This is a genomic window from Nonomuraea sp. NPDC059007, from assembly GCF_042740555.1.
Classification (GTDB): domain Bacteria; phylum Actinomycetota; class Actinomycetes; order Streptosporangiales; family Streptosporangiaceae; genus Nonomuraea.
Map to the genome: position 1 here is coordinate 1 of NZ_JBHYJD010000072.1, position 22,328 is coordinate 22,328.

At 69.1% G+C, this 22,328-nt stretch carries 32 protein-coding genes and 2 pseudogenes; 19 read left to right on the plus strand and 15 right to left on the minus strand.

From position 1 onward, the window contains the following. Positions 1-145: 145 nt before the first annotated feature. From ACFWY5_RS53400 to ACFWY5_RS53410, 3 genes are all read right to left on the minus strand, one after another. Positions 146-493, minus strand: coding sequence for a hypothetical protein (locus ACFWY5_RS53400; protein WP_379639667.1), 348 nt, complete (start codon positions 491-493; stop codon positions 146-148). Beyond that, on the minus strand, positions 487-687 hold the full coding sequence (locus ACFWY5_RS53405; RefSeq protein WP_379628034.1) for a hypothetical protein: 201 nt from the start codon (positions 685-687) through the stop codon (positions 487-489). Before ACFWY5_RS53405 ends, ACFWY5_RS53400 begins: the two co-directional genes overlap by 7 nt. Positions 688-951: 264 nt before the next feature. Continuing rightward, the gene (locus tag ACFWY5_RS53410) at positions 952-1,359 is read right to left on the minus strand and encodes a GbsR/MarR family transcriptional regulator (RefSeq protein ID WP_379628036.1); all 408 of its coding nucleotides are present in this window, start codon (positions 1,357-1,359) and stop codon (positions 952-954) included. A 63-nt stretch (positions 1,360-1,422) separates the two neighbouring features. On the opposite strand from ACFWY5_RS53410, the gene ACFWY5_RS53415 reads away from it, so the two are divergent. After that, positions 1,423-1,896 carry a DUF6653 family protein gene (locus tag ACFWY5_RS53415; RefSeq protein WP_379628039.1) on the plus strand — a complete coding sequence of 158 codons (474 nt, stop codon included), beginning with the start codon at positions 1,423-1,425 and terminating at the stop codon, positions 1,894-1,896. Here ACFWY5_RS53415 and ACFWY5_RS53420 read toward each other — a convergent pair. Then, entirely contained in the window at positions 1,854-2,567 is a 714-nt protein-coding gene (locus ACFWY5_RS53420) for a DUF998 domain-containing protein (RefSeq protein ID WP_379628041.1), read from the minus strand. The genes ACFWY5_RS53415 and ACFWY5_RS53420 overlap by 43 nt on opposite strands. Positions 2,568-2,607: 40 nt before the next feature. Here ACFWY5_RS53420 and ACFWY5_RS53425 point away from each other — a divergent pair, with 40 nt between their 5' ends. Continuing rightward, on the plus strand, positions 2,608-3,063 hold the full coding sequence (locus ACFWY5_RS53425) for a GbsR/MarR family transcriptional regulator (RefSeq protein ID WP_379628043.1): 456 nt from the start codon (positions 2,608-2,610) through the stop codon (positions 3,061-3,063). Beyond that, entirely contained in the window at positions 3,060-4,184 is a 1,125-nt protein-coding gene (locus tag ACFWY5_RS53430) for an FAD-dependent monooxygenase (RefSeq protein WP_379628045.1), read from the plus strand. Before ACFWY5_RS53425 ends, ACFWY5_RS53430 begins: the two co-directional genes overlap by 4 nt. A 20-nt stretch (positions 4,185-4,204) precedes the next feature. Here the strand turns inward: ACFWY5_RS53430 and ACFWY5_RS53435 are convergent, their stop codons facing one another. Further along, entirely contained in the window at positions 4,205-4,783 is a 579-nt protein-coding gene (locus ACFWY5_RS53435) for a TetR/AcrR family transcriptional regulator (RefSeq protein WP_379639668.1), read from the minus strand. A 78-nt stretch (positions 4,784-4,861) separates the two neighbouring features. Between ACFWY5_RS53435 and ACFWY5_RS53440 the strand changes: the two genes are divergently transcribed. Further along, positions 4,862-6,097, plus strand: coding sequence for an FAD-dependent oxidoreductase (locus tag ACFWY5_RS53440; RefSeq protein ID WP_379639670.1), 1,236 nt, complete (start codon positions 4,862-4,864; stop codon positions 6,095-6,097). A gap of 27 nt (positions 6,098-6,124) precedes the next feature. On the opposite strand, the gene ACFWY5_RS53445 is transcribed toward ACFWY5_RS53440, so the two are convergent. Next, positions 6,125-6,466, minus strand: a complete 342-nt coding sequence (locus tag ACFWY5_RS53445; protein ID WP_379639671.1) for a TetR family transcriptional regulator C-terminal domain-containing protein — start codon at positions 6,464-6,466, stop codon at positions 6,125-6,127. 13 nt (positions 6,467-6,479) lie between these two features. On the opposite strand from ACFWY5_RS53445, the gene ACFWY5_RS53450 reads away from it, so the two are divergent. From ACFWY5_RS53450 to ACFWY5_RS53465, 4 genes and pseudogenes are all read left to right on the plus strand, one after another. Further along, positions 6,480-7,016: an aquaporin gene (locus ACFWY5_RS53450; protein ID WP_379639672.1), complete on the plus strand. Its 537-nt coding sequence runs from the start codon at positions 6,480-6,482 to the stop codon at positions 7,014-7,016. Between the two features lie 174 nt (positions 7,017-7,190). Beyond that, positions 7,191-7,676, plus strand: a complete 486-nt coding sequence (locus ACFWY5_RS53455) for an ATP-binding cassette domain-containing protein (protein WP_379639674.1) — start codon at positions 7,191-7,193, stop codon at positions 7,674-7,676. Between the two features lie 64 nt (positions 7,677-7,740). Next, positions 7,741-8,097, plus strand: a complete 357-nt coding sequence (locus ACFWY5_RS53460; protein WP_379639675.1) for a hypothetical protein — start codon at positions 7,741-7,743, stop codon at positions 8,095-8,097. Further along, positions 8,061-8,378, plus strand: a pseudogene (locus ACFWY5_RS53465) (ABC transporter permease); the annotation flags it as partial. The gene ACFWY5_RS53460 and the pseudogene ACFWY5_RS53465, both read left to right, overlap by 37 nt. Before the next feature lie 26 nt (positions 8,379-8,404). On the opposite strand, the gene ACFWY5_RS53470 reads toward ACFWY5_RS53465, so the two are convergent. From ACFWY5_RS53470 to ACFWY5_RS53480, 3 genes are all read right to left on the minus strand, one after another. Then, positions 8,405-9,871, minus strand: a complete 1,467-nt coding sequence (locus ACFWY5_RS53470) for a cytochrome P450 (protein WP_379639676.1) — start codon at positions 9,869-9,871, stop codon at positions 8,405-8,407. A gap of 488 nt (positions 9,872-10,359) precedes the next feature. Further along, positions 10,360-10,497 carry a hypothetical protein gene (locus ACFWY5_RS53475; RefSeq protein WP_379639677.1) on the minus strand — a complete coding sequence of 46 codons (138 nt, stop codon included), beginning with the start codon at positions 10,495-10,497 and terminating at the stop codon, positions 10,360-10,362. Positions 10,498-10,923: 426 nt separating this feature from the next. Next, positions 10,924-11,820 (minus strand): choice-of-anchor K domain-containing protein, encoded by an 897-nt coding sequence (locus ACFWY5_RS53480; RefSeq protein WP_379639678.1) that lies wholly within the window; start codon positions 11,818-11,820, stop codon positions 10,924-10,926. 259 nt (positions 11,821-12,079) lie between these two features. Between ACFWY5_RS53480 and ACFWY5_RS53485 the strand changes: the two genes are divergently transcribed. Together ACFWY5_RS53485 and ACFWY5_RS53490 are read left to right on the plus strand one after the other, a co-directional pair. Beyond that, entirely contained in the window at positions 12,080-12,268 is a 189-nt protein-coding gene (locus tag ACFWY5_RS53485) for a hypothetical protein (protein ID WP_379627620.1), read from the plus strand. A 66-nt stretch (positions 12,269-12,334) separates the two neighbouring features. Continuing rightward, positions 12,335-12,508: a hypothetical protein gene (locus ACFWY5_RS53490; protein ID WP_379639679.1), complete on the plus strand. Its 174-nt coding sequence runs from the start codon at positions 12,335-12,337 to the stop codon at positions 12,506-12,508. A gap of 6 nt (positions 12,509-12,514) precedes the next feature. On the opposite strand, the gene ACFWY5_RS53495 is transcribed toward ACFWY5_RS53490, so the two are convergent. Next, positions 12,515-12,655: a hypothetical protein gene (locus tag ACFWY5_RS53495; RefSeq protein ID WP_379627618.1), complete on the minus strand. Its 141-nt coding sequence runs from the start codon at positions 12,653-12,655 to the stop codon at positions 12,515-12,517. Here ACFWY5_RS53495 and ACFWY5_RS53500 point away from each other — a divergent pair. The 3 genes and pseudogenes from ACFWY5_RS53500 to ACFWY5_RS53510 all read left to right on the plus strand — a co-directional run. Beyond that, positions 12,648-12,809 (plus strand): hypothetical protein, encoded by a 162-nt coding sequence (locus ACFWY5_RS53500; protein WP_379639681.1) that lies wholly within the window; start codon positions 12,648-12,650, stop codon positions 12,807-12,809. The genes ACFWY5_RS53495 and ACFWY5_RS53500 overlap by 8 nt on opposite strands. Before the next feature lie 14 nt (positions 12,810-12,823). Next, positions 12,824-12,949: a hypothetical protein gene (locus ACFWY5_RS53505; protein ID WP_379639682.1), complete on the plus strand. Its 126-nt coding sequence runs from the start codon at positions 12,824-12,826 to the stop codon at positions 12,947-12,949. 15 nt (positions 12,950-12,964) lie between these two features. Further along, positions 12,965-13,234, plus strand: a pseudogene (locus tag ACFWY5_RS53510) (hypothetical protein); the annotation flags it as partial. A gap of 42 nt (positions 13,235-13,276) precedes the next feature. Here ACFWY5_RS53510 and ACFWY5_RS53515 read toward each other — a convergent pair. The 5 genes from ACFWY5_RS53515 to ACFWY5_RS53535 all read right to left on the minus strand — a co-directional run bounded on the left by ACFWY5_RS53515 (position 13,277) and on the right by ACFWY5_RS53535 (position 15,886). Beyond that, a complete protein-coding gene (locus ACFWY5_RS53515) occupies positions 13,277-14,101 on the minus strand; it encodes a sulfotransferase family protein (RefSeq protein WP_379639718.1) in 825 nt (274 codons plus the stop codon). Continuing rightward, the gene (locus ACFWY5_RS53520) at positions 13,984-14,442 is read right to left on the minus strand and encodes a hypothetical protein (RefSeq protein WP_379639683.1); all 459 of its coding nucleotides are present in this window, start codon (positions 14,440-14,442) and stop codon (positions 13,984-13,986) included. The genes ACFWY5_RS53515 and ACFWY5_RS53520 overlap by 118 nt, the downstream gene beginning before the upstream one ends. Before the next feature lie 16 nt (positions 14,443-14,458). Next, positions 14,459-14,875: a hypothetical protein gene (locus ACFWY5_RS53525; RefSeq protein ID WP_379639684.1), complete on the minus strand. Its 417-nt coding sequence runs from the start codon at positions 14,873-14,875 to the stop codon at positions 14,459-14,461. A 33-nt stretch (positions 14,876-14,908) separates the two neighbouring features. Continuing rightward, positions 14,909-15,442 (minus strand): hypothetical protein, encoded by a 534-nt coding sequence (locus ACFWY5_RS53530; RefSeq protein ID WP_379627608.1) that lies wholly within the window; start codon positions 15,440-15,442, stop codon positions 14,909-14,911. 123 nt (positions 15,443-15,565) lie between these two features. After that, positions 15,566-15,886, minus strand: coding sequence for a thioredoxin family protein (locus ACFWY5_RS53535; RefSeq protein WP_379639685.1), 321 nt, complete (start codon positions 15,884-15,886; stop codon positions 15,566-15,568). A 333-nt stretch (positions 15,887-16,219) separates the two neighbouring features. On the opposite strand from ACFWY5_RS53535, the gene ACFWY5_RS53540 reads away from it, so the two are divergent. The 6 genes from ACFWY5_RS53540 to ACFWY5_RS53565 all read left to right on the plus strand — a co-directional run bounded on the left by ACFWY5_RS53540 (position 16,220) and on the right by ACFWY5_RS53565 (position 22,302). Further along, a complete protein-coding gene (locus tag ACFWY5_RS53540) occupies positions 16,220-16,882 on the plus strand; it encodes a recombinase family protein (RefSeq protein WP_379639687.1) in 663 nt (220 codons plus the stop codon). Positions 16,883-17,321: 439 nt separating this feature from the next. Next, positions 17,322-17,882, plus strand: a complete 561-nt coding sequence (locus tag ACFWY5_RS53545) for a hypothetical protein (protein WP_379639688.1) — start codon at positions 17,322-17,324, stop codon at positions 17,880-17,882. Positions 17,883-17,989: 107 nt separating this feature from the next. Next, complete coding sequence (locus ACFWY5_RS53550; RefSeq protein WP_379639689.1) at positions 17,990-18,580, plus strand: DinB family protein; 591 nt, start codon at positions 17,990-17,992, stop codon at positions 18,578-18,580. Between the two features lie 638 nt (positions 18,581-19,218). Next, on the plus strand, positions 19,219-19,884 hold the full coding sequence (locus tag ACFWY5_RS53555; RefSeq protein WP_379639690.1) for a TetR/AcrR family transcriptional regulator: 666 nt from the start codon (positions 19,219-19,221) through the stop codon (positions 19,882-19,884). Beyond that, the gene (locus ACFWY5_RS53560) at positions 19,877-20,749 is read left to right on the plus strand and encodes an ATP-binding cassette domain-containing protein (protein ID WP_379639691.1); all 873 of its coding nucleotides are present in this window, start codon (positions 19,877-19,879) and stop codon (positions 20,747-20,749) included. The genes ACFWY5_RS53555 and ACFWY5_RS53560 overlap by 8 nt, the downstream gene beginning before the upstream one ends. Continuing rightward, positions 20,746-22,302, plus strand: a complete 1,557-nt coding sequence (locus tag ACFWY5_RS53565) for an ABC transporter permease (RefSeq protein ID WP_379639693.1) — start codon at positions 20,746-20,748, stop codon at positions 22,300-22,302. The genes ACFWY5_RS53560 and ACFWY5_RS53565 overlap by 4 nt, the downstream gene beginning before the upstream one ends. The last annotated feature ends 26 nt before the right edge of the window (positions 22,303-22,328 follow it).

Sequence of the window (22,328 nt, forward strand, 5' to 3'; positions counted from 1 at the left end):
CCGAAGCCGATGACGACCACGCCCACCACGACCGGCTGGATGCCGAGCCGTTCGGCCAGTCTGCCGGAGCCGAGCACCAGATGGTCGGCGGCGAACGCGAGCACGACGAGGCCGAGGACGCTCAGTAAGGCGAGGAGGAGCAAGGTCAGTCTCCGATCAGGTCGCGACGGCGGAAGGCGGTGACTGCGGCTGCGCAGAGAGCCACGGCGAGCGCGGTGAGCCAGATCGGGGGAACGGCGTCGGCCTCTGCGCCGGGTGCCTTCGGCAGGTGGGCGTTGGGGGACAGGCTTTGCGTCCACGTGGGTAGCTGGAGCACCTCGCCGAGTTGGCCCAGGAGGGCGAAGGCGACGAGCGCGGCCCAGGTGAGTGCGGTCAGCCGGGGGAGCAGGCCGTACAGGAGCATGGCCAGTCCGGCCGTCACCCACACGGCGAAGCCGCCCGCGACCAGGCCCATGATTGCGAACACGGTGGCCAGGAAGGTATCGGTCAGCACGCCTTCGCCGCCGAGCCGGTCGAGGACGGCGGCGAGTTGCAGGCCGAGCAGGATGCGTAGCGCGGTGGTCTTCCAGCGCCGATGGGGCCGAGGAAGCCGTGGACCTCTCCGGTCCGTACGGTCAGGCCGAGGCCGTCCAGCGCACGGACGGAGCCGAACGACTTGATCAGGCCATCGATGAGTACGGCAGGCACAGGCGCCTCCGGCGGTCGGATCCGATGTGACGTTGCCGACCAGGCTTCCCGGCGCTCCACTCACGACGTTAACAGCGTCCGATCCGCCGCACCAGACGGACCTTGACGCGAATCAGACAGCGGCGTTTCGTCCTCCGCGCTTTGTGCTGGCTCGGTCCGGGTCGTGAAGGGCACAGCCTCGGTCTGTTCGAGGGGGACCGGTTCAGCTGTGCTCTGTGGTGTAGCGCTCGCGCCACCTGTCGATGAGGGGAATCACGTGGTTGGTCATGTAGGAGTAGATATCCTGCATTTCGTGGAGGCGGCGGCCGGTGGTGCCGTCCTGGCCCGCGATGGCGATGCCTTCGCTCGCGACATCGCCATGACCTTCAGCATCGCGTTCTGCTGTGACATCAGGCTCGCCCAGGCGCCCTGGCGGAAGCGGTAGTGGTCGCGGCGGCTGCCGGGGGCGGGGACGCGCTCGACGAGGCCGATCGGGATGAGCCGTTTGACGGCGGTGGAGAAGGCGCCGGAGCTGATCGACAGCCGTTCGCACAGGTCGGCGGCGGTCATGGAGTCCTGCTCGGTGTACAGCAGGGCGGTCATGACGCGCGCCGTCGTCTTCTGCATGCCGCCCTGGGCCAACGTCAGCGCCAGCTTCTCGGCCGCCTCGCGCAGTTGCTCGTCCCTGCTCACCTAGCGACGATTACCAGCTCTTCGAATGTTTACAGATCTCTGAAAGTTCTATACAAAAGAAGAATGATGAAAGACGTTGTCGCCGGCGCTCACGGCATGAGCGGCGAAACCTGGAAGCGGCACGCGAACCCGTGGAGCGTGTGGACCCGCTTCGCCGCGATCCCCTTCTTCGAGCTGGCCATCTGGAGCCGCGAATGGATCGGCTGGTGGTCGCTGGCCGGGCTGGCTGTGGTTTTGGCCTGGCTGTTCTGGTTCAACGTGCGGATCTTCGGCCCCGTGGGCCCGGACAGCTGGGCGGCCCGCGGCATCTACGGCGAGCAGCTCCACGTCGAAGGCAAGCTGCCCGGCGAACACCAGGTCGTGCTGAGACTGCTGATCGTCGCCGGGCTCGTCGGGTTCGTCCTGATCGCCTGGGGGCTCATCGCCTTGCAGATCTGGCCGCTCGTGCTGGGCACCGTCCTGCTCGTACTCGCCCAGTTGTGGCGGATCGACCGCTACGGCCTGCTGTACGGCCGGCGGGAGAACGAGGGCAGCTGAGCGAGCCGTACGGCCAGAACGGTGATCCAGCAGAACCCCACCACCAGCGACAGGTGCTCAAGCAGGCCGGCGGGCGCCGGTCGCCACAGGCCGAGCGTGTCGAGCCGGTAGGCGATGCCGGCGGCGAAGGCGAACGCGATGACCAAGGCGCCGGAAATCCGCATGAAGCGGCCGGTTCCGGGCAACTGTCGGGCCAGTGCGAACGCGCCGCCGGCGAGCCCCGCGAACAGGGCGAGCCCGGCGACCTGGTGAACGCGCCCGGCCGTGGTGAGACCTTCCGGCAGACCGGGCGGGTAGCCGAGCGCGGGGTCGGTGGGCACCAGCCCGCCGACCGCGAGCCCCACGGCCGCGATCGCCAGGAACGCCGGTCCCCAGGCGGCTCCGCGCCCGCCGGGCGGCAGGGTACGGCGCAGCCCGAGCGCGAACAGGCCGAGCAGCACGGCGGCGAGCAGGAAGTTGCCGGTCTGCAGCCAGGCCCGTTCACCGGTGCCGAGCTGGCTGGCCCCGTGATGCCACAGGCTGTATCCGGGCCGGGTGGCGCCGTCGATCCACAACACGGCCAGGAACACCGGTCCGGCGACGAGACCGCAACGCAGCAACGACATGGGGAAGACCTCCCGTTTCTCCGCACGCACATCCGCGTCGCGGGCCGACCAGACTTCCCGGCTCACCTCTTGCTGGATACACAGAATTTAACCCATACTAAAACTCATGAAAAGAGAGGAAGACGAGAAGCTGCTGGAGTGGGCCGAGCAGGTGGCCATGTACCTGGCCCGCGACGGCGTGCCGCCCATCGCCGGGCGCATCCTCGGCTGGCTCATGGTGTGCGACCCGGCCGAGCAGTCCGCCGCGCAGATCAGCGCCGCCATCGGCGCCAGCCGCGCCTCCCTCACCCTCAACCTGCGGCTGCTGACCGGCATGAGCTTCCTGTCCTGGCGCACCCGGCCGGGTGATCGAACCATGTACTACCGGATGGCCGACGACGCCTGGCACGCCGTGGTCCGCAAGCAGATCGCCGGGATCACCGCCTTCCTCGACATCACCCATCGCGGCCTCGACCTGGTCGGCCCGGACGGCGAGCGAGCCGCCCGTATCCGTCAGGCACAGGCCACCTTCACCTGGATGGCCGAGGTGTTCGACAACGCCCCGCCCCTGGACGAGTCGTGACCGGCCGCGCCATCGTGATCGGTGCCGGCATCGGCGGCCTGGCCGCCGCCCTGGCCCTGCGCCGCATCGGCTGGCAGGCCACCGTGCTCGAACGCGCACCCGAGCTGGGCGAGATCGGCGCGGGCATGTCTCAGGCTCCCAACGCCCTGCGCGCCCTCGACGAGCTCGGCGTCGGCGAGCAGGCCCGCCAGGTGGGCGTGTCCACGTTCGCCACCGCCAACCTGCGCACCCCCAACGGCCGCCACCTGCAGCGTGCCCACCCCGGCGACGTGTCGGCGCTGCTCGCCTTCCACCGCGCCGACCTGCACCGCCTCATGATGGAGGCGCTACCCGCCGACTGGATCCGCACGGGCACCGAGGCCACCGTCATCAGCCAGGACCGTGACGGCGTCGCCGTCGGGGAGCTGAGCGCCGATCTGGTCATCGCCGCCGACGGCACCGGCAGTACGGCACGGCGCCTGCTCTGGCCCGATCATCCCGCACCTCGCTTTCTCGGCCGGACCGCCTGGCTGGGCGTCGCCCCGTTCGCCGGGCTGCCGGGCAGCATGACGCTGGGACCCGGCGCCTACTTCCTCATCCATCCCCTGTCCCGCGGCCGCGCGTACTGGGCCCTGGTGACCACAGCTGATCGGCCCGGCATCCGCTACGCCGAGGAGAAGGCTGAGGCGGCCCGCCGTACCCAGGACTGGCATGACCCGATCCCCGGCCTGATCGACGCCACCCCAGCCGAAGCGGTGATCCACATCGACATCCGCGACCTCGGCCCCCTGCCCACCTACGTCAATGGCCGCGTCGCGCTCCTGGGCGACGCCGCGCACGCGATGAGCCCCGACCGCGGCCAAGGCGCCGGCCAGTCGATCGAGGACGCCGTCGTCCTGGCCGCCGCCCTCGCCACCGAGCCCACCGTTCAGACGGCGTTGCGCCGCTACGACGCTGATCGCCGCCCCCGCACCCAAGCCACCGCACGCGCTGCCCGGGCGGACGGCCGCCGCGCCACCTCCCGCGCCGCCCACCGGGCCCTGACCACCATGATCCGCCTCACTCCCGCAGCCCTGTGGCGTCGCGGCATCGCCCCAGATGCCAATCCCACCTGGCGCTGGCGCCCACCTCGGCTCGGCTGATCCCGTGAAGGCAGGCGCTCTCAGGTGCCGTTGAGGGCGACATCGACGCAGCCGTCGACGAAGGTGTCGTCGACCTCGAAGCCGGGGCCGAACACGCTGAACCAGATCGGGCCGACGATCCGGGTGATGAGCGTGTCGGCGTCCACCGTCGCAGGCAGTTCGCCGCGGCTGACCGCCCGCTCCAGGATGGGCCGCACGGCGGCGTATCGGTGCCGCCAGTAGTGGTGGCCGACCTCGGCCATGGCGTCGTGATGACGGCCGGCGGCAAGAGCCGCCATCAGCGTACGGCTGGCCGGGTGCACGATGACGTCGCGCACCTGCCGGGCCAGCGCCACCAGGTCACCTCGCAGCTGTCCGGTGTCGGGCACCGTGATCCGGCCGCCGGTCAGGCTCGCCAGCGCGTCGGCCAGGAGCGCCTCACGCGTGCCCCACCGCCGGTAGATGGTCGACTTGTGCACCCCGGCCCGGGCCGCGATGTCCTCGATCGTCAAAGCGGCCAGCCCGCGATCGGTCAGGGCCGCGACGGTGGCCAGGTGCACCGCCTGCGTGACGCGCGCGCTGCGCCCGCCGACCCGGCGCTGTGGAGGTGAGGCTTCCATGCGGCCACACCTTAATGCGACGGTTCGTTGCATGCAACGAACCGTCGCATTAACCTGGAAGCTCTTACCTGTGGAGGCATGATGGACGTCATCATCGTGGGCGCGGGGCCGGCCGGGGCAACACTGGCCCTGCTGCTGGCTCGCCACGGAGCGCGGGTACGGCTGGCCGAACGCGAACCCTCGGCAGGCGGCGTCTTCCGCGGCGAGGGCCTGATGCCGCTGGGCCTGGACGCCCTGCGGCAGGCGGGGCTCGGCGACCTGGTCACCCGCATCCCGCAGCGCACCGTCGAACGGTGGCGGATCTGGATCGACGGCCACGAAGTCCTGACCATCCCCGAGCCGGTCACCCAGCTCGGCGACCTGGCCTTCCGCGTCGCCTCGCCGGCCGCCCTCCTCGACGGGATCATCGATCAGGCGCGCGCCTACCCGGGCTTCGCCTTCCACCCCGCCACCCGGTTCGCCGACGTGCTGGGCGACGGCCGCGGCCGCGTCACCGGCGCGCGCATGGTCACCACCGACGGCGCTCAGGACTGGGACGCCGACCTGGTCATCGGCTGCGACGGCCGGGGGTCGTCGGTGCGCACCAAGAGCGGCCTGGACCTGGAACGCGCCCCCGAGTCCTACGACGTGCTGTGGTTCAAAGCGCCCCCGCCGGTCCCCGCGCGGGATGGCTGCGACTTCCACATCATGGTCCGTTCCGGCCACCATCCGCTCGTCGCCTACACCTCCTGGGACGATCTGCTGCAGTGTGGCCTGATCATGCCCAAGGACGGCCTCGCCGCCCTCAGAGGCGATGACTGGCCGGACATCGCCATCGCCTCCGCGCCCGATGAGCTCGCCCGTCACCTGCTGGCCCACCGGCAACAGCTGGAAGGACCGGTCCGGCTGAACGTCCTCGTCGGCCGCGCCGCCTCCTGGAGCACACCCGGCGTGCTGCTGCTCGGGGACGCCGCCCACCCCATGTCCCCGGTCCGCGCCCAGGGCATCAACCTGGCACTACGCGACGCGATCGTGACGGCCAACCACCTGGTTCCGCTCGCCTCCGGCGCCTCGCCCGACCCGGCCGCGATCGATACGGCATGCCACGCCGTACAAGCCGAGCGCGAGCCCGAGATCACCCGCGCGCAGCAGCTTCAACGCCGCGAGGCACGCGGACAGGGCGACGCCCGATCGGCCAGTTGGCGCTATCGCCTGGCCAAGCGTGGCGCCGCTTTCCTGGGCGGCTACCCCTGGGCCCAGCGCGCCTGGCTGAACCGCCAGCACGAACTCCGCTTCGGCTCCACACCCGTCACCCTGAACAGCCCCACCGGCTGATCGTCTCCCTTCACACGCGGAGGGGTCCTACTCGTCCACAGTGAAACCGTCGAGTAGGGCTCGCGCGCCGGCCAGCAGTTCGTCCGCCGAGGCTCCGGCGCGCGAGCGCAGGTTGACCGCGTAGGCCAGCAGGGTCAGCGCCTCCGCCGCGGCGTCCAGGTTCAGCCCGGGCCGCACCCTGCCGCCGTCGTGTGCGGCCTGCAACTGGGCGCGCATGGCCGTCCGCAGCGCGTCGTGATGCTCGTGGAGGACCTGCCGGACCTCGGGTGAGGCGCCGCTCGCCGCCGCGTGCGTGTTGGTGATCAGGCAGCCCCAGCGTGCGTGCTCACCCGAACACCGCGCCGCCGTTCCCCTCGCGCCGCTGGCCATCGGGGCGGTCCTGATGGTGATGGTGTACGCGGGCGGCCACGTCTCGGGCGCGCACTACAACCCGGCCGTGACGCTGGCCGTACTGTTGCGCGGCCGGATCACCCTGGCCGACGCCGTGCCCTACTGGATCGCCCAGCTCGCGGCCGCGGTGGCGGCGGCATTCGCGGCAACGTTCGTGGCCGGGCCCGCCCAGGTCCAGGCGCTCTCGCCCTCGGGGCGGGCGATCGGCGCGGCGCTGTTCACCTTCGCGCTGGCCTACGTGGTGCTCAACGCCGCCACCAGCAAGGACCACCCCGGCAACAGTTTCTACGGCCTGGCCATCGGGTTCACCGTCGCGGCCGGGGCGTTCGCGGTGGGTGGCGTGTCCGGCGCGGTGTTCAACCCGGCCGTCGCCGTGGGGGCGGCCAGCATGGGACTGCTGGACTGGTCCAAGATCTGGCTCTGGCTCGCCGCCGACCTCGTGGGCGGCGCGCTGGCCGGTGCCGCGTTCCTGGCTCTCAACCCCGACGACCGCTCCCCGACGGAAGCCGCTCATGATCCCACCGCGTGAGTCACCGCAGCCGCCCGCGTCCGACGCGACATCGCCGCCCTGTCCCAGAACTGCACCCTCGATGGCGACCTGACCACCTGGGAGAACCTGCGCCTGCACGCCCGCCTGCACGGCCTTACCACCTAAGACGCCCGAACCCGCGCCCGCGACCTGCTCGACCGGTGGAACCACCTGGTGCGCACCTTCTCCGGCGGCATGAAACGCCACCTGCAGATCGTCCGCAGCCTCCTGCACCACCCGAAGCTGCTGTTCCTGGACGAACCCACCGCCGGGCTGGAGCCCCGCTCCCGCGACCAGATCTGGACCCACCTGCACCAGCAACAAGGCCTGACCGTGTTCCTGACCACGCACTACCTGCACGAGGCCGAGCACTGCGACCGCATCGCCCTCATCGACCGCGGCCGCCTCATCGCCTGCGACACCCCCGCCGCGCTCAAAGCCTGCATCGGCCACGACCGCATCCACCTGCGTACCAGCGACGACCACAGCGCCGCCCCCTGCCTGCGCGACACCTTCGCCCTCCCCGTCACTCCCCGGCCGGACGGGCTGACCTTCACCGTCACCGACGGCGCCGCGTTCGGCCCCCGCCTGTGCGCCGCCCTGACCGTCGAATCGAATCGGTCAGCTTCACCCGCCCCACCCTTGACGAGGTGTTCCTGACCCTGACCGGCCACACCGTCGACCACCCGCCACCCGCCACGGCAGGGCAGGCAACGGCATGCCCATGACCAGCCTCCCCACCCTCGCCACCCGAGCCCTCGGCGCCCAAGCCGCGGCAGAGATCGGCGCCGCCGCCGCCATCTTCCAGCGCGAGATGCTGCTGTTCACCCGCGAACGGCTACGCCTGGCCCTGCTCCTGGTGCAGCCGGTCCTGCTCCTGACAGTGATGGGCGTCGGCCTCACCAACGTCATCCCCAGCGACCGCATCGGCGGGCAGTACCTGCTCTTCCTGTTCCCCGGAGTCCTGGTGATGACCGTCGTCACCCCGCCTTCACGGTCGGCTCCTCGCTCGTCGCCGACCGCCAGCGCGGCATCCTGCACGAGATGCTGCTGGCCCCCATCCGCCGGGAAAGCCTGCTGATCGGCAAATGCCTCGGCGCCACAGCCGTGGCCACCTGCCAAGCCACGTTGCTGCTCATCCTCGCCGGACTGTTCGGCATCCCCTACCAGCCGATCACCTTCGCCCTGGTGGTACTCCAACTGGCCATCACCGCGCTCGCCATGGCCGGCCTCGGCGCCCTGCTCGCCGTCAGCATCCGCACCACCCAGACCTTCCACGCCGTCACCGGCCTCATCTCCCTGCCCCTGCTGTTCCTGTCCGGCGCCATGTTCCCGCTCACCGGCCTGCCCGCCTGGCTGGCCGCCGCCACCACGCTCAGCCCTGTCAGCTACGCCGTCGACGCGATCCGCCACACCCTCGCCACAGCACTACCCGGCCGCCAGCTATCTTCGCCGGGCCCACCTGGGCGGACTGGCGGCCTCCAGCCCTGCTGGAGACCACCCTCCTCGCCGCCCTCGGCATGCTCCTGCTCCTGCTCGCCGCCCGCCGCTTCACCCGCCGCGGCCGCGTCGGGGGTTGAATGCTCTTGCCTCTGGTTCAGCAGTACTGGTAGAGAGTCGACGCCGTATACGGCTGAGGCTTTCAGGAAGGGAATCTGTCCGGGTTCGACCGCGAGCCGCAGATGCGGGAATCGGGAGATCAGTGCGGGCAGGGCGGTGCGGAGTTGCATGCGGGCCAGTTCGGCGCCGATGCAGCGGTGGATGCCGTGGCCGAAGGCCAGATGTGAGGTGGGTTTGCGGGTGGGGTCGAAGCGCTCCACGCTCTCGCCCAGTGCCGGATCCCGGTTGGCGCCGCTCAGCGAGCACAGCATGACATCGCCGGCAGCGACCTGTACCCCGCCGATCCGCATATCTTGTGTGGCGAATCGGGGAAAGGCCACCTGTGCCACCGACAGGTAGCGCAGGAGTTCCTCGACGAACGGGCCGATGGCGGCGTGATCATCGCGGATCAGTCGGACGTGCTGCGGATTCTGCGCAAGGATCATCGCGCCGAGAGCCAGCGTGCTCGCGGGAGGATCTATCCCACCCGTCAGCACACCGTCAGCGAGCCCAGCCAGTTCTTGGTCGTCGATCTGGTCGCCGTGTTCTTTGATCAGCATGCCGATCAGCCCGTCATCCGGGCATGTCCGCTGCTTGTTGACGACGTCCAGCATGGCGGACATTGATTGCGATATCGCGCCCAAAGATGCGTGCGGACCCTCGAAGAGGTCGAACCGTGCCTGGCTCAGCCGCTGGATGTCAGCGCGGTCCTCATACGGCACGCCCAGCAGTTCGCAGATCGTCAGCGTGGGAATCGGCAGGGCGAACGACCTCCACAGGTCGACCGGCTCGTCAGCGCGTTCCATGAGATCAAGGTGTTCGGCCACGATGGACGTGATCCGGGGAGCGAGCCTGGCCAACCGCCGCCTGGTGAACTCAGGGGTCAACAGGCTGCGTCGGCGAGTATGCACGGGTGGATCGGTGAGGCCGAGGCCGCCGGGGTTTGGTTGTGCCAGTCCGATGCCGTCTACCAGTGTGGTGAACTCGGTGCTGATTCCCTCGGTCTTGCCGAGTACGGCCTTAGCCTCGGCATAGCCCGTCACCAGCCAGGCGTTGAACCCGAGTGGCAGCCGTAGCCGGCAGATCGGCTCACGTTCACGCAGGCTCTTCAGCTCCGGGACCGGATCCAGCCCATCGCGTCGGAGCGGCATCAGTGCGCGATCAGGGAGCCGGGAAAGATTGAAGCCGTGTTTTCCCGCCGCCCGTAGGAGAATACGTCTGCCCAGACTGGTAAGAGTACGCGCCCGAAGTCTCATGATCGAGCACCTTCCGGAGAGGCCTGCAGAAGGTCGTGTCCCACCTGGGTGGTGCGGGAAAGGATCTCCATCTGTTCCCTCGCCTCTCTGGGAGCTGAGGAGCACCAGCCATGAGACATTGAGTAGTCGATCAATTGCATAGAGTAGCACGATCATGTGCCACTGCCGCGGCTCGCTCGGCCGGGGTGAGCTGGCGGGCGAAGGCCTCCTGCAACGTCCGCAACGCCAACGGCGCGGCGCCCGTCCAGCCCTGGCGCAGGAAATCGGGCACCGCCACCCCGGTAACGGCGCTTAAGTCTCCGGCGTGCGTGCCTTCGACCACCGCGGCGCGGGCGCGATGCACAGTCGCGACGTTGCCGCGGAAGTAGGCGAAGGCCTCCCGGTCGGTCGGGGTGAGTCCGTACGCGCGGCTGCCCGACTGCCCGCTCCCGGCCTCTGTCCCGGCCTTTGTCCCGGCTGCCGACGGCGGAGTCCTGCGGCTGATCGAGTCAGCGCCAGATCGTGCGCTCGGTGACCTTCAGGCCCCGGGCCGCCAGGCGGACGTGCTCGGTGGTCAAGGTGCCGTCCGTGTGCAACGCGGTCAGCCGCGTGACCGTGGCGGAGCGGCGTTCACGATCGACGGCCATAGCGGCCCTCCCGGCTACGGCGCCTCGCAGGGGGTCAGGTGTTGGGCGTGTCCCCTCTGCTCCCACCCCGCGACGCTGGGAGCAACGCACCCAAACGGACCGTAGCAGGATAACTACGGATCGTCTCGAAATTCGGTACACCGCACCATGGCGGCTGGAGCCGGCCCGGTGTGCGCGGGGCTGACCGGGGCCGCTCACCGCCAGGGATGGTCAGGCCAGCTGATCCACGTCTCGACCGAGAGGTTGTCAGCTTCGGCATCCGTCAGCACCGCGCAGGCTTCGGCCGCAGCAACAACCGCCCAGACATCCCGGGGACTACCGCCGGTGGGGATCTTTTCGCTGGATGGCGAGGAGGAACGCCGGCCCCAGATCGCCACGCCGCAAGCCCGCCCACCGGACCGGTGGGCGGGTAGTGGCAGACGATGGTCAGGACGTGGCCTGGTCGCCATAGCCGTAGGTGACGACCACGGTCCCGTCCGGCTTACGCAGGCTGCCGGTGTCGCCCTTGTCGTTCCAGATGGAGCTCTTCATGCCGAAGGAGAAGCCGCCCCACTCGGGGTGGATCTCGTTGGTGTAAACACGCAGCCGGTAGCCGCACATCATCGTGAAGTCGGGGAAGGTGAAGTCCTGGCCGGCCTCGCCGGCGTTGACCGTCCACCCCTTGAGGTTGACGTAGGCGGCGCCGAGGTTCTGGATCTCGATATACTCATCGCCCTGCCCGGTGGCCTGGCCTCGGAAGTTCACCGTGGTGATCCGTAGGTCGACCTTGTCGGAGCGGCACATCACGGCCATCACCCGGACCGAGGTGTCCGTGCCTTCGGGACAGCTCGCGGCCAGGCCGGGGCCGCCCACAGCCATCACGAGCGTGGGTGTGGGGTCCTGGCCCTCCTTCAGCAGCCGGGTGGGCCGCAGCCGGTAGGGGACGCCGTCGATGGTGATGGGCTGGCCGACGTCGCCGCCACCCAGGCAGCTGAGGATGTCGTCCATCGGGCCGTTCAGGTCGGGGGTCTCCTGGTGCTCGAAGCCCAGCACGAAGCTGAGCTCGCCACCCCCGTCTCGCACCAGCTTGGACAGCAGCAACACCTGGAAGTCCGCGTTGGCGGTGGTGGGGCGGTTGGAATGAGTGAGAGTGCCGACCGCGAACTCGGTCCCGTCCACCGGCACCTCTACCGGACCGCCCTGGAAGCGGTAGGCGTTGGGCTCTCCTCCCTGCGGTGGCGTCCCCCAGGTGAGCCGGTCGGTGTTGTAGCCCTTGGCGTTCGGGGGCAGCGGCTTGGTCAACTTCTGGTTGTTCCACGTACCGGTGATGGTCGCTTTCGACATCGGAGCCCTCTCTCCTCGCCGTCACGGACAACGTCGGACCGCATGGGACGACTTCACCCGGCAGGGCACGTCTCGACACGACGATCCACTGACGCCCTTACTACGACCTTTACGGCTTATCGACACGCATTCAAGACACGCGAGGTGACCTCATCTGGTCACCATGTGTCACCCATTGGGGATAAATGGGCAGCCCGGCGGCCAGATTGTTCTCGCGGACCTACCGAAGGGACTTGCACATGGTCCTATCGTCGCCCCGGTGCCGGACCGCGGTTCAACCGCCACGGGGACAGCGGCCTTCCAGCTCCGCGACGGCCGCTTCGTCGATCTTGCTGCCCACATCATCACCGAGCGGAGCCACCGCGTCGATCTGCTCCGCCGTGCCAGAGCATGGTTCAGCCGGTTGAACGGCCGTGAAAGCCGGCGCCGCGGGTTCACGGCGCGCTGACCGTTTGCCCTCCTGCCCAGGCTGGGAGATCTTGATGATGGAACACCCTCTGAGAGGAAGACTCGCATGATCGGAAGTGGCACCGCCTGCCGGCTCCTGGCGGCGCTGCCCCGCGCGGCCGTACCTCTGCTCGCCAGTCCGGCCGCTGCCTACACCGCGCCCGCGACAGCCACCAGCGCCCACGGGACCTTGCAGTTGTCCACCACTTCCGGTTCTCCCGGCGACCCGGTGACCCGGTGACCATCACTACACCATCACCAAGAACACCGCCAGCCCGGTGTACGCCGACGGCGAATTCAGCCGCAGATCGCCGGTGAGGTTCTTCGAGGACGACACCTCGTGCGCCGTCGTCTCCGGCCCCACCCCCACCACCTGCAAAATGACCAACAACACCTTCATCGTCGACTACCCGCAGACGAACAAGATCCCCGCCAACAGCACCGCGTCCGTCGTCATCAACACCACTGTCGCCGCCGTGCCCCCAGCCGCCTGCCAACTGGCCTTCTTCAACCTGGCCTTCAACGGCACCAACGAGCCCTGAGCCCCGACCCGATCGTGTTCACCGTCCTCAACGAGGCAGACCTGGCTCTCGGGCTCACCGCGACCGGCGGCCCAGCTCTGTCGATGACGGTCGGCTACTCCCAGACCACCACCAACAACGGCCCCGCCACCGCGACCTGAGCCACCGTCACCACCACGCTGCCGCCCCAGACGACCGGCGTGAGCGCGTTGCCGGGAAACTGCTCCTACAACGCGACGGCCAAAACGGTCACCTGCACCCTGTCCGGCCTGGCGGCCTCTGCCGCCCAGACCAACAACTTCACCGCCCAGATCAGCACGTTGGCCCTCGGCTCGCTTCCCGCGTCGGCGGCCAGAACCAGCAGCAGCCCCTCCGACACCAACGCCTCCAACGACACCACTTCGGCGAACTGCTCTGCCCTGACCGGCCTCATCATCACCTGCTGAACCCTCCACGGTGTTCACGCCGCGACGGCGATGAAGCCGGTGTCAGGACACCTCGGCCGCGAACCGTCTCACGTAGCCGGCGAATGCGTCCAGGATCGAGGCTGGTTCCAGGCCGTAGCGCGGCAGATCGTAGTGGTGTGGTGAAGTCCCTGACCTGGGCACGGCACCGGCAGGGGGAGGGTGCTCGCCCAGCTGGGCGAGCACCCTGGCGATGGCCGATGCCGGGGCGTGTGTCAGTTCCGCGTAGGGGACGTCGATGAAGCGGGCGGGGTCTGTGTGCTCGCGTACGCGCATGGCCCGGGTCAGGGCCTGGGCCCAGATCTGCAGCCAGTCGCGCCCGAGGACTGTCAGGTCGACGCGGTCGGTGTGCATGCCCATGGTGGCCTCGGTCAGGCTGCACCAGGAGGGTAGGGCGACCAGCGGATCGCGGTGTACCCACACCAACGTCGCGTCCGGGAAAGCAGCCAGGAGCGCCCGCAGCGACCACAGATGGGCCGGGCATTTGAGTACCCAGCGCGACGGCGCGTCCTGGTTGTCGATGAACCGCAACTGCCGTCCGAGGTAGCGGTAGTCCTCGGCAGCCGCGTTGTCGGCGCGTTCGGCCAGCCAGGCCAGATAGCCGGGAACTCTGATGCGGGCGTGGTGGAAGAGGCCATGGGGAAGCAGGAAACTGCACTCTTCAGGCTGGCGCGCGTGCAGCGGGTGCATCGCGCGGGTGGCCGGAGCCAGAGCGCGCGAGGAGGCCACCGTCAGGCCCGCGCGCATCGCCCGCAGGCTCTGGCCTGTTCCAGCGGGCCGGGGGTCGAGCAGCTCAAACAGCATTGGTGCCCGGAGGCCTGGAGCGTCGGCCAGTAGCCTGTGCAGCAGGGTGGTGCCGGAGCGGGCAACCCGATGACGAAGACCGGCCGCAGCGGGCGCTGGGCAAGATGGCCAGGCTGGGCCGCAACCCGCAGCCGGATCGCCAAGCGGCGCACCACGTCCTGGCGCAACGCCAGGCGGCCGATCGGTGAGAGGTCCTCAGCGGTGGTGAAGGCTTGCCACAGCACCGTCATGTCGTCGGTGAAGCCCTGGTCGAGGTGGTGATCGGACTTCTCCAGACTTCTGGCGTGCTCGGCCAGCGCGGCGAGGGGCTCCGCGTCCCTCCGCCGGGGTGCCCAGGTGCCGATGACCTTGTTGGCCACCGGAACCCAGGCCGCTCGCCGTCGCATCACCGCTACTCGGCGGTCATGAAGGTGATCTCGTCGGTGTGGACGTTCTTGCTGCCGCCGATGTGGCACCAAGCCATGCGGCGCCCGTCGGAAGCCACCGCGATGGCCTGGGGGTGTTGCCGGTGCCGCCGTCCAGCAACTCCCATGGCGTCCACCCATCTGCGCCGTCCTGCCCGGACTGGTAGAGCTTTCCGTCCAGCCCTGTGTGGAAGACGATCACGTTGCCCCCGGGCCCGTTCGCTGCGGCCACGGCGTACTTGGTCTGGGCGGGCTGGGGGAACTTCTGCCAGCCCAGCCAGGTGTCAGCAGGTCGGCGGTTGAGGTAGACGATCTGGTCGGTGCCCACATGGAACACCAACAGCTCGCCGTCACGGGCGTAGGCCATCGCGACGGGCAGGGTCGTGGAGGCTCCCGGGATCAGTTTCCAGGCCATGTTCGAACTCCCTGCGGGGGTGTGCCGGAGCGGTCAGGCGAAGGTGATGGTGCCGACGGTGTAGATGCTTGAGACGGTGCCGAGCCCGAGCGTGCAGGTGAGGATGTCGGTGGCGGGGCCGCTCTGGTTGCTGATCACGCTGTCACCGGCGAACAGGCCGCCGCTGACCACGCCGGTGATGACGGAGGTGTAGACAGCGCCGGCGATCGTGGTGGTGTAGTTCAGGCTCAACGTGCTGGTCTGGCCGGTGTTCCAGGTGATGGTGGAGGTGGAGGCGCCCGAGCCGGCCAGGGTGAGGCAGCTGCGGTTCGGCACGACGAAGGAGCCGGTGAAAGTGCCCGACGTGATCGCCGGGACACTGACGGAGGTGCACGGACCGAACAGGTTGGTCGTCTTGATGGTGACGGTCTGCGGGCTGGTGCTCAGCGGCGGCGTGTAGGTGACCGTCGAACTGGTGGGCGGCAGGCACACCAGGTCACCCGGCACAGCCTGGGCCGGTGCCGCAGCGACCAAGAGTGCAGCGGCAGTGCTGAGGACGGTCAGGGCGGTGAGCACGGTGCGGATCACAGCAGATTCCTTCTCATCGGGCGGACCTGGTGCATGACTGTCGGGGCGCGCATCGGCCAACCGGGGGACGCGTGATGGACGATGGGGCAACCCGCCGGTGTGAGCCCCCGCCGGAGCCGACGCTCACACCAGAGCGTCCAGGAACTCCCTCATCTGACCCTCGCTCTGGGCGCCGCTCTTCTGCCCGGCGATGGCACCGTTCTTGAACAGCAGCATCGTGGGGATGGAGGGCACCTGGTAGCGGGGAGGGGTGGCCGGATTCTCGTCGATGTTGAGGGCCGCCATGGTGACCCTGCCAGCGTAGTCGGCAGACAAGTTCTCCAAGATCGGCGTCATCAGCTTGCACGGCCCGGCCCATTCGGCCCGGAAGTAGGCCAGTACAGGCTTGCCGGCGTTGACCACGTCGGCGTCGAAGGAGGCATCGGTGACAGTGAGGAGAGGCAACGCGGGACTCCGATCCGCTGCGACCAGCCATGGTGAGAGACCAACTTCTTGACCATCGCACGCGCGACAAACATGTCAAGGATGAGGACGCCTGCCTACGCATCCGAGCACGTCCCCGCCCGCCCGGTAGATCAGGATTGCTCCGGACCATGCCCCAGGGTGTCGGGATTAGAAGGTTTCCCGACAGGCGCCCGGAAGGCCCAGCAGGACACCCGAAAAAACGGACACTGGGTGACGAAATATGACGACTGGCGGGCGGTTTCCCCTGCGAATTGACGACAGGATTTTGCGACAGGAAAACTAGGGCTCCAGCCACCTCCCGAGGAGAACCCGGTGCAGATCGTCTACACGCGCGTCTCCACCGCGACCCAGTCTCTCCTCCGCCAGCGGCACATTCTCACTGAGGCCGGCCTCCTCGTCCGCACCGAGGGCGTCGCCGAAGGGTTCCGTCCCGCCGACGGCGTCCTGCTCTTCGAGGACCCCGCTACCACCTCGAAGGTCCCGGCGCTGGAGCGGCCCGCGTTCGCGAAGGTCGCCGCCGCCGCGCACCCCGGCGACACCCTCACCGTCTCCGAACTCTTCCGGCTCTGCCGCGACCTGATCGACATCTACAACGTCCGCGCCTGGTGCCAGGCCCGAGGCGTCATCCTGCGCGTCCTGTCCGGGTCCCTTTCGAACTTCCACGACCTGGCCGCCAACGACGCGACCACGGACCTGCTGATCAACGTCATCACGGCCGTGGGCCAGTTCCAGCGCGACATCCAGAACGAGCTCACCGTCGAAGGCGTCGCGGCCGCCGAGACCGAAGGCCGCTACCGCGGCCGGCCACCCGCCCTCGCCGGAGCCGACCTCCAAGACGTCCGCTCGACCTACACCGACCAAGGCGCCTCGATCGCCGCCCTCGCCCGCGCCCACGGCGTCAGCCGCGCCGCCATCCGAACCGCCCTGGCCGATCTACTACCCGACCCCAGCGTCCCCGCTTCCCGACCCTCCTGACCAACACACAGTCACCACCATCACCCACAGCTGCTTTGGGGCTGGGGCCACGTTCGGGAGCGGAGGGCCAGCTTGAACAGGTGCGTTCGGCGTTCACCGACGATGGCACTTCGATCGCGGCTCTCGCCCGTGCGCATGGAGTGAGCCGGGCCGCCATCCGAACTGCGCTGACCGGGCTACTGCCGGGCCAGCCGGGTCCTCCCTCGCCTATCCCGACCAAGGGCCCTGCCGGAGCGTCGAGCTAAGTTACTCGCCGGTACCGCCACGGCTGTCCGCAGGTTCCTCAACCCCGAAGCAGCAGATCAGCTTCACCACCGACCGCGCCGAGGCCATCGCCGAGCGCCGAGGCGGCCATCGCCGCCGTCCGGGACATGGCCACTGGCGCCGCCCTGGACGACGCCAAGCTGGCGGCGTTCATGGACGAGAACGGCAAGCTCCTGTGAGCCGCCGCCGTGATGAGACGGGCTGGACCCGCGCCGAGCGCGACGTCGCCGAGGTGATGATCTGGCTGCGCAGCAACCACGGCCGCGAGGTCAGCTACGCAGACATCGCCGTCGGCGTTGGCATCAAGGATGGCGCCCGCCTGCGGCGGGCCGTCAAGGTCGCCCGCGTGGTCGCGGCCAACCGGGGCGATCGCCTGGAGAAGTTCCTGCCCTCACAAAGCCCCGCCCAGCGCAGTGGGCGGCGCCGGGTCTTCGTCACCCGCTACATGCGACGCGGCCTGGGCGATGAGTTCGGCGCCCGCGACGCGATGTCCGCTGCCCGCACCGCGATGACCGCGATGAAGGACATGCACCGCGCCACGACCTTCGAGGCCGGCAACGACAGGTCGATCGCCCGCACGGAGTTCGCCACGATGGCCACGGCCGTCGACGAAGCCATCGCCAAGGTCTCCGGCATCGACAAGGTCGGCCCCCAGGTGGTCAAGCACGAGAACACCGGTCTGCTCGCCCAAATGATCGCCGAGATGGAAGCCCGCCTGACCGAAACCATAGGCTGACCAGGAAAGACCACTCTCTCGGGACACGCTTCAGTCCCGCCCTCTCCGCACGCCCAGGCAGCCCCGCCAGCTGAGCCCACCGGCGCAGCCTGACAGGATCGTGGCCCATGATTGACGACTTCGCGAAAAATATCGTGCACGAGAGACTGCGGCGGGACCGCCAGGCGTTGCTCTGGAAACTCGACGGCTTGTCCGAATGCGACGCCCGCCGACCTCTGACACAGACCGGGACCAACCTCCTTGGCCTGGTCAAACACGTGGCCAACGTCGAGGCCAGATACTTCGGCGAGGTCTTCGACCGCCCTTCCCCGGAACCGCTGCCCCGGTGGCAGGACGCCGACGGCAGCGAACATTGGGCGGCCGAGGACGAGACCCGCGAACAGATCATCGGGTTCTACCAGCGCACGTGGGAACGCTCCGATGCGACGATCAACGAGCTCCCCTTCGACGCCCCCGGCCACGTCCCATGGTGGCCGGAATCGACACCAGCCCGGCACACGAACCTGTTCGCGATCATGCTCCACGTCCTGAGCGAGACCGTCCGACATGCCGGACACGCCGACATCCTGCGCGAAGGACTCGACGGCCGGACCGGGGCGCGCGCCGAACACGGGGAGCAGATCGACGAGGAAGCCCGCGCAGCCTACCGCGCGAAGATCGAGCAGGCCGCCAGGACGGCCGCGCAAATCACGGCTTAACCACAATCACGCCACCGTGACCCCCGCCAGCGGCGGGGGTCACGGTCCACCTTTGCCCCCACCAGCAAGATCACTTAAGGGCCAAATGTCGGAGTGCCGCGACGCGCCCTGATGACCTCAAGGCGCTGTCCACACCCTCAGTTCCTTCTTGGGTCCGGGGCTAAGTTCGGCCAACTTGGCGCACTTGAAAGAAGAGATCATCCTCCTCTGACCTGCTGGAAGGGTCCTCCAACCCTAGATAACGAGAGCCGCGGCCCCGGCTATTCGGTCCGTCTGGTGGCCCCGCTCGCGCTTCACCGCGCCGTGCTGGAGCAAAGCGCTGCTCTTGCCGACAGTGCTGGCCCGGCCGAGCGCAAGGCGCACCGGGTGTACGCCGCTCGCATCACAGCCGCCGAGACTCCCCGAGCATGATCAACCTTTGTTGAGATCTGGCTGATCGGCTGATCAGGACTCTGCATCAGGCCTCTCACCAGCCCAGATCAACGCCGTTTGGGGCCTATGACAGCGTTCTTACTCGCGAGTCCCCGGCCGTCACTGGACTGCGGAGGTACTCGGCCCGCCAGACGCCCTGACCGCGCGGAAGTCACCTCGACAATATGAGTTTACCGTAACCAATATGTTCATATAGTATCCGGACTATGCGTTCAACCGATGATCGGCCGCCCGAGGACCTGACCGCCCGCGCCCGGATCCGGGACGCCGCCCTGGCCGAGTTCGCCGAGCGCGGCTTCAAGGGGACGACCATCAAGGCCGTCGCCGACGCCGCCGGCGTCTCCATCGGCCTGGTACAGCACCATTTCGGGTCGAAAGAGGGACTGCGGGCCGCCTGCGACGCCCATGTCCAAGACACCATGCTGGGCGCCGCGGGCCAGGTCCAGGACAGCTCCGACGTCACCCCCGAGCTCATCCGGGGCATGTTCGAGGCGAGCGAACTCAGCGTCCGCTACCTCGCGCGGGCCCTGGTCGAGGGCTCACCCGTCGCCGAGGCGATCTTCGACGAAGGCGCCGGTGCCGCCGAGCGGTTCCTGACGGACAACTGGCCCGACGACTTCCCCTCAGACGAGGCCACGACGCGCGAACGCGCCGCCGTGATGGCGGCGATGCACCTCAGCACGATCGTGCTCCACCAGCACCTGACCAGGCGATTCGGCATCGACGCGCTACACCGGGCCAACCTCGCCAGGCTCGGCATGGCCATGATCGACGTCTACGCGCACCTGGGCCAGTGGATCACCTCCGGACAGGGCGGCCAGGTCCGCCAGGCCATCGCCGACCACCACGCCAAGGAGCACCCTGATGACTGATGCGATCCAGATCCGGTCGCTGATCAAGAACTACGGCCGCACCCGCGCGCTGGACGGCCTGGACATGAGCGTGCGCGAAGGCGAAGTGCACGGCTTTCTCGGCCCCAACGGCGCCGGAAAGACCACGACCCTGCGCATCCTGCTCGGCATGCTGCGCAAGGACGACGGCGAGGTACGGCTGCTGGGCGGCGACCCCTGGACCGAAGCCGTCGAACTGCACCAGCGGCTCGCCTACGTCCCCGGCGACGTCACCCTCTGGCCGAGCCTGTCCGGCGGCGAGGTGATCGACCTGCTCGGCCGGCTGCGCGGCAGCGCCGACACCAAGCGGCGCGACGAACTCATCGAGCGTTTCGCCCTGGATCCACGCAAGAAGGCGCAGACCTACTCCAAGGGCAACCGGCAGAAGATCGCGCTGATCGCCGCACTCGCCTCCCAGGTGGAGCTGCTGCTGCTGGACGAGCCGACCTCCGGTCTCGACCCGCTGATGGAGGCGGTCTTTCGCGAGGTCATCGCCGAGGAACGGCGGGCCGGCCGTACAGTCCTGCTCTCCAGCCACATCCTCGCCGAGGTCGAGATGCTCTGCGACCGCGTGAGCATCATCCGCGACGGCCGGATCGTCGAGGCCGGAACCCTCGCGCAACTGCGCCATCTCACGCGCACCTCGGTCACCGCCGAACTCGCCACGATCCCGGCCGGCGGCCTGCCCGGTGTCCACGACCTCAACATCGACGGTCACCGCGTGCGCTTCCAGGCCGACACCGACCACATCGGCGAAGTGCTCACACACCTGACCCAGTACGGCGTGCGCGACCTCACCGCCCAGCCCCCCACCCTCGAAGAGCTGTTCATGAGGCACTACCGATGAACACGACCACACTGATCCGGCTGATCCTGCGCCGCGACCGCATCTGGCAGCCCCTGTGGATCGGCCTGATCACCCTCTTCGTCGCGACCACGGTGACCACCATCCGGGAACTGCTGCCCACCGCGCAAGCACGCCAGCAGTACGCCGGCGAGATCGTCAACAACCCCGTGATCCTGCTGATGCAGGGTCCGTCCTTCGGCGACAGCCTGGGTGCCATCGCCGCCCAGCAGCGCGGCGCCGCCACCATGGTCTTCGCCGCCCTGGCCAGCATCATCCTGCTGGTCAAGCACACCCGCTCCGACGAAGAGCAGGGGCGGCGCGAACTCGTCGGCTCAGCCGCCGTGGCGCGGCACACCCCGCTGACCGCCGCCCTGGTCGTGGTGCTGGCCGCGAACGCCGTCCTGGCCGTGCTGATCACCGTGGTCTGCGTGAGCGCCGGGCTCCCCTTGGCCGGGTCCCTCGCCTGGGGGCTGGTGGCCGCGTCCGGCGGCTGGATGGCGGCCGCGATGGCCGCGGTCGCCGTACAGATCACCCAGAGCGCCCGCGTGGCCGGCGCCGTGACCTTCACCGTGTTCTTCGCGGCCTACCTGCTGCGCGGTGTCAGCGACGTGGGCGGCCCGGGCATGCACTGGCTGGGCTGGCTCGTGCCGAACGGCTGGATCCTGCGGGCCCGCCCCTTCGGCGGCGAGCAGTGGTGGGTATTCGGGCTGGTCACGGTATTCGTCGCGACCCTGGTCGGCGCAGCCTACGCATTGTCGGCCCGCCGCGACATCGGCTCCGGCCTCAGGCCGCCACGGCCCGGCCCCGCCCACGCACCCGCCAGCCTGCGCGGACCGCTCGGACTGGCCTGGCGCACACACCGGGGCATGGCCCTGGCCTGGATCGCGGGCGCCGCCTTCATCGGCGCCGGGATCGGGCTGGGCGGGCAGAACGCCATCAAAACCTTCGGCCAGAGCGGCGCCCTGGACTTCTGGGCAGAACGCACCGGAACAGACGACCCCGCGCAGATCTTCTTCGAGCTCGTCGTCTACAAACTGGCGGTGTACTCCGTCTCCCTGTACGCGATCATGACGGTGCTCCGCCTGCGCGGCGAGCAGGCGACGGAACTCTTCCTGTCCCACCCGGTCAGCCGGGCACGCTGGGCGCTCAGCCACCTCGTGTTCGCGCTGGCGGTGCCCGCCGCCGTCCTCGTGACCGCCGGCCTCGGGCTGGGCCTCGGCGACGGCGACTTCGCGGCCACCCTGGCCCTCACCACGTTCATCCTGCCCGGCATCTGGGCGATGGCCGGGCTCGCCATGGCGGCATTCGGACTGTTCCGGCGAGCCGGAGTCGTCGTGGCGTGGACCGCCCTGGCAGCGGCCATCGCCCTCGAAATCGGCTGGGAGGTCGGACTGGTGAGCGACCCGCTCTTCAAGATCTCCCCCTTCGCCCACATCCACTACTCCACCCTGGCCGGCTCCGGACCGGGCCCCCTCCTCGGGCTCACCCTCGTGACCACCGGCCTCGTAGCAGCGGGCCTGTACGGACTCCGCCGCCGCGACCTGGCCCTGTAACCACCAGCCGCACCCCGCCCATGGTG

Coding starts and splice junctions, on each gene's coding strand:
- ACFWY5_RS53555 (WP_379639690.1), top strand. CDS start 19,219: ATGCGTTCAACCGATGATCGGCCGCCCGAGGACCTGACCGCCCGCGCC.
- ACFWY5_RS53450 (WP_379639672.1), top strand. CDS start 6,480: ATGGTGATGGTGTACGCGGGCGGCCACGTCTCGGGCGCGCACTACAAC.
- ACFWY5_RS53490 (WP_379639679.1), top strand. CDS start 12,335: ATGATCGGAAGTGGCACCGCCTGCCGGCTCCTGGCGGCGCTGCCCCGC.
- ACFWY5_RS53460 (WP_379639675.1), top strand. CDS start 7,741: ATGACCAGCCTCCCCACCCTCGCCACCCGAGCCCTCGGCGCCCAAGCC.
- ACFWY5_RS53445 (WP_379639671.1), bottom strand. CDS start 6,466: ATGGCCAGCGGCGCGAGGGGAACGGCGGCGCGGTGTTCGGGTGAGCAC.
- ACFWY5_RS53500 (WP_379639681.1), top strand. CDS start 12,648: ATGACCAACAACACCTTCATCGTCGACTACCCGCAGACGAACAAGATC.
- ACFWY5_RS53470 (WP_379639676.1), bottom strand. CDS start 9,871: ATGAGACTTCGGGCGCGTACTCTTACCAGTCTGGGCAGACGTATTCTC.
- ACFWY5_RS53415 (WP_379628039.1), top strand. CDS start 1,423: ATGATGAAAGACGTTGTCGCCGGCGCTCACGGCATGAGCGGCGAAACC.
- ACFWY5_RS53425 (WP_379628043.1), top strand. CDS start 2,608: ATGAAAAGAGAGGAAGACGAGAAGCTGCTGGAGTGGGCCGAGCAGGTG.
- ACFWY5_RS53565 (WP_379639693.1), top strand. CDS start 20,746: ATGAACACGACCACACTGATCCGGCTGATCCTGCGCCGCGACCGCATC.
- ACFWY5_RS53525 (WP_379639684.1), bottom strand. CDS start 14,875: ATGGCCTGGAAACTGATCCCGGGAGCCTCCACGACCCTGCCCGTCGCG.
- ACFWY5_RS53475 (WP_379639677.1), bottom strand. CDS start 10,497: ATGGCCGTCGATCGTGAACGCCGCTCCGCCACGGTCACGCGGCTGACC.
- ACFWY5_RS53560 (WP_379639691.1), top strand. CDS start 19,877: ATGACTGATGCGATCCAGATCCGGTCGCTGATCAAGAACTACGGCCGC.
- ACFWY5_RS53435 (WP_379639668.1), bottom strand. CDS start 4,783: ATGGAAGCCTCACCTCCACAGCGCCGGGTCGGCGGGCGCAGCGCGCGC.
- ACFWY5_RS53440 (WP_379639670.1), top strand. CDS start 4,862: ATGATGGACGTCATCATCGTGGGCGCGGGGCCGGCCGGGGCAACACTG.
- ACFWY5_RS53550 (WP_379639689.1), top strand. CDS start 17,990: ATGATTGACGACTTCGCGAAAAATATCGTGCACGAGAGACTGCGGCGG.
- ACFWY5_RS53520 (WP_379639683.1), bottom strand. CDS start 14,442: ATGCGACGGCGAGCGGCCTGGGTTCCGGTGGCCAACAAGGTCATCGGC.
- ACFWY5_RS53480 (WP_379639678.1), bottom strand. CDS start 11,820: ATGTCGAAAGCGACCATCACCGGTACGTGGAACAACCAGAAGTTGACC.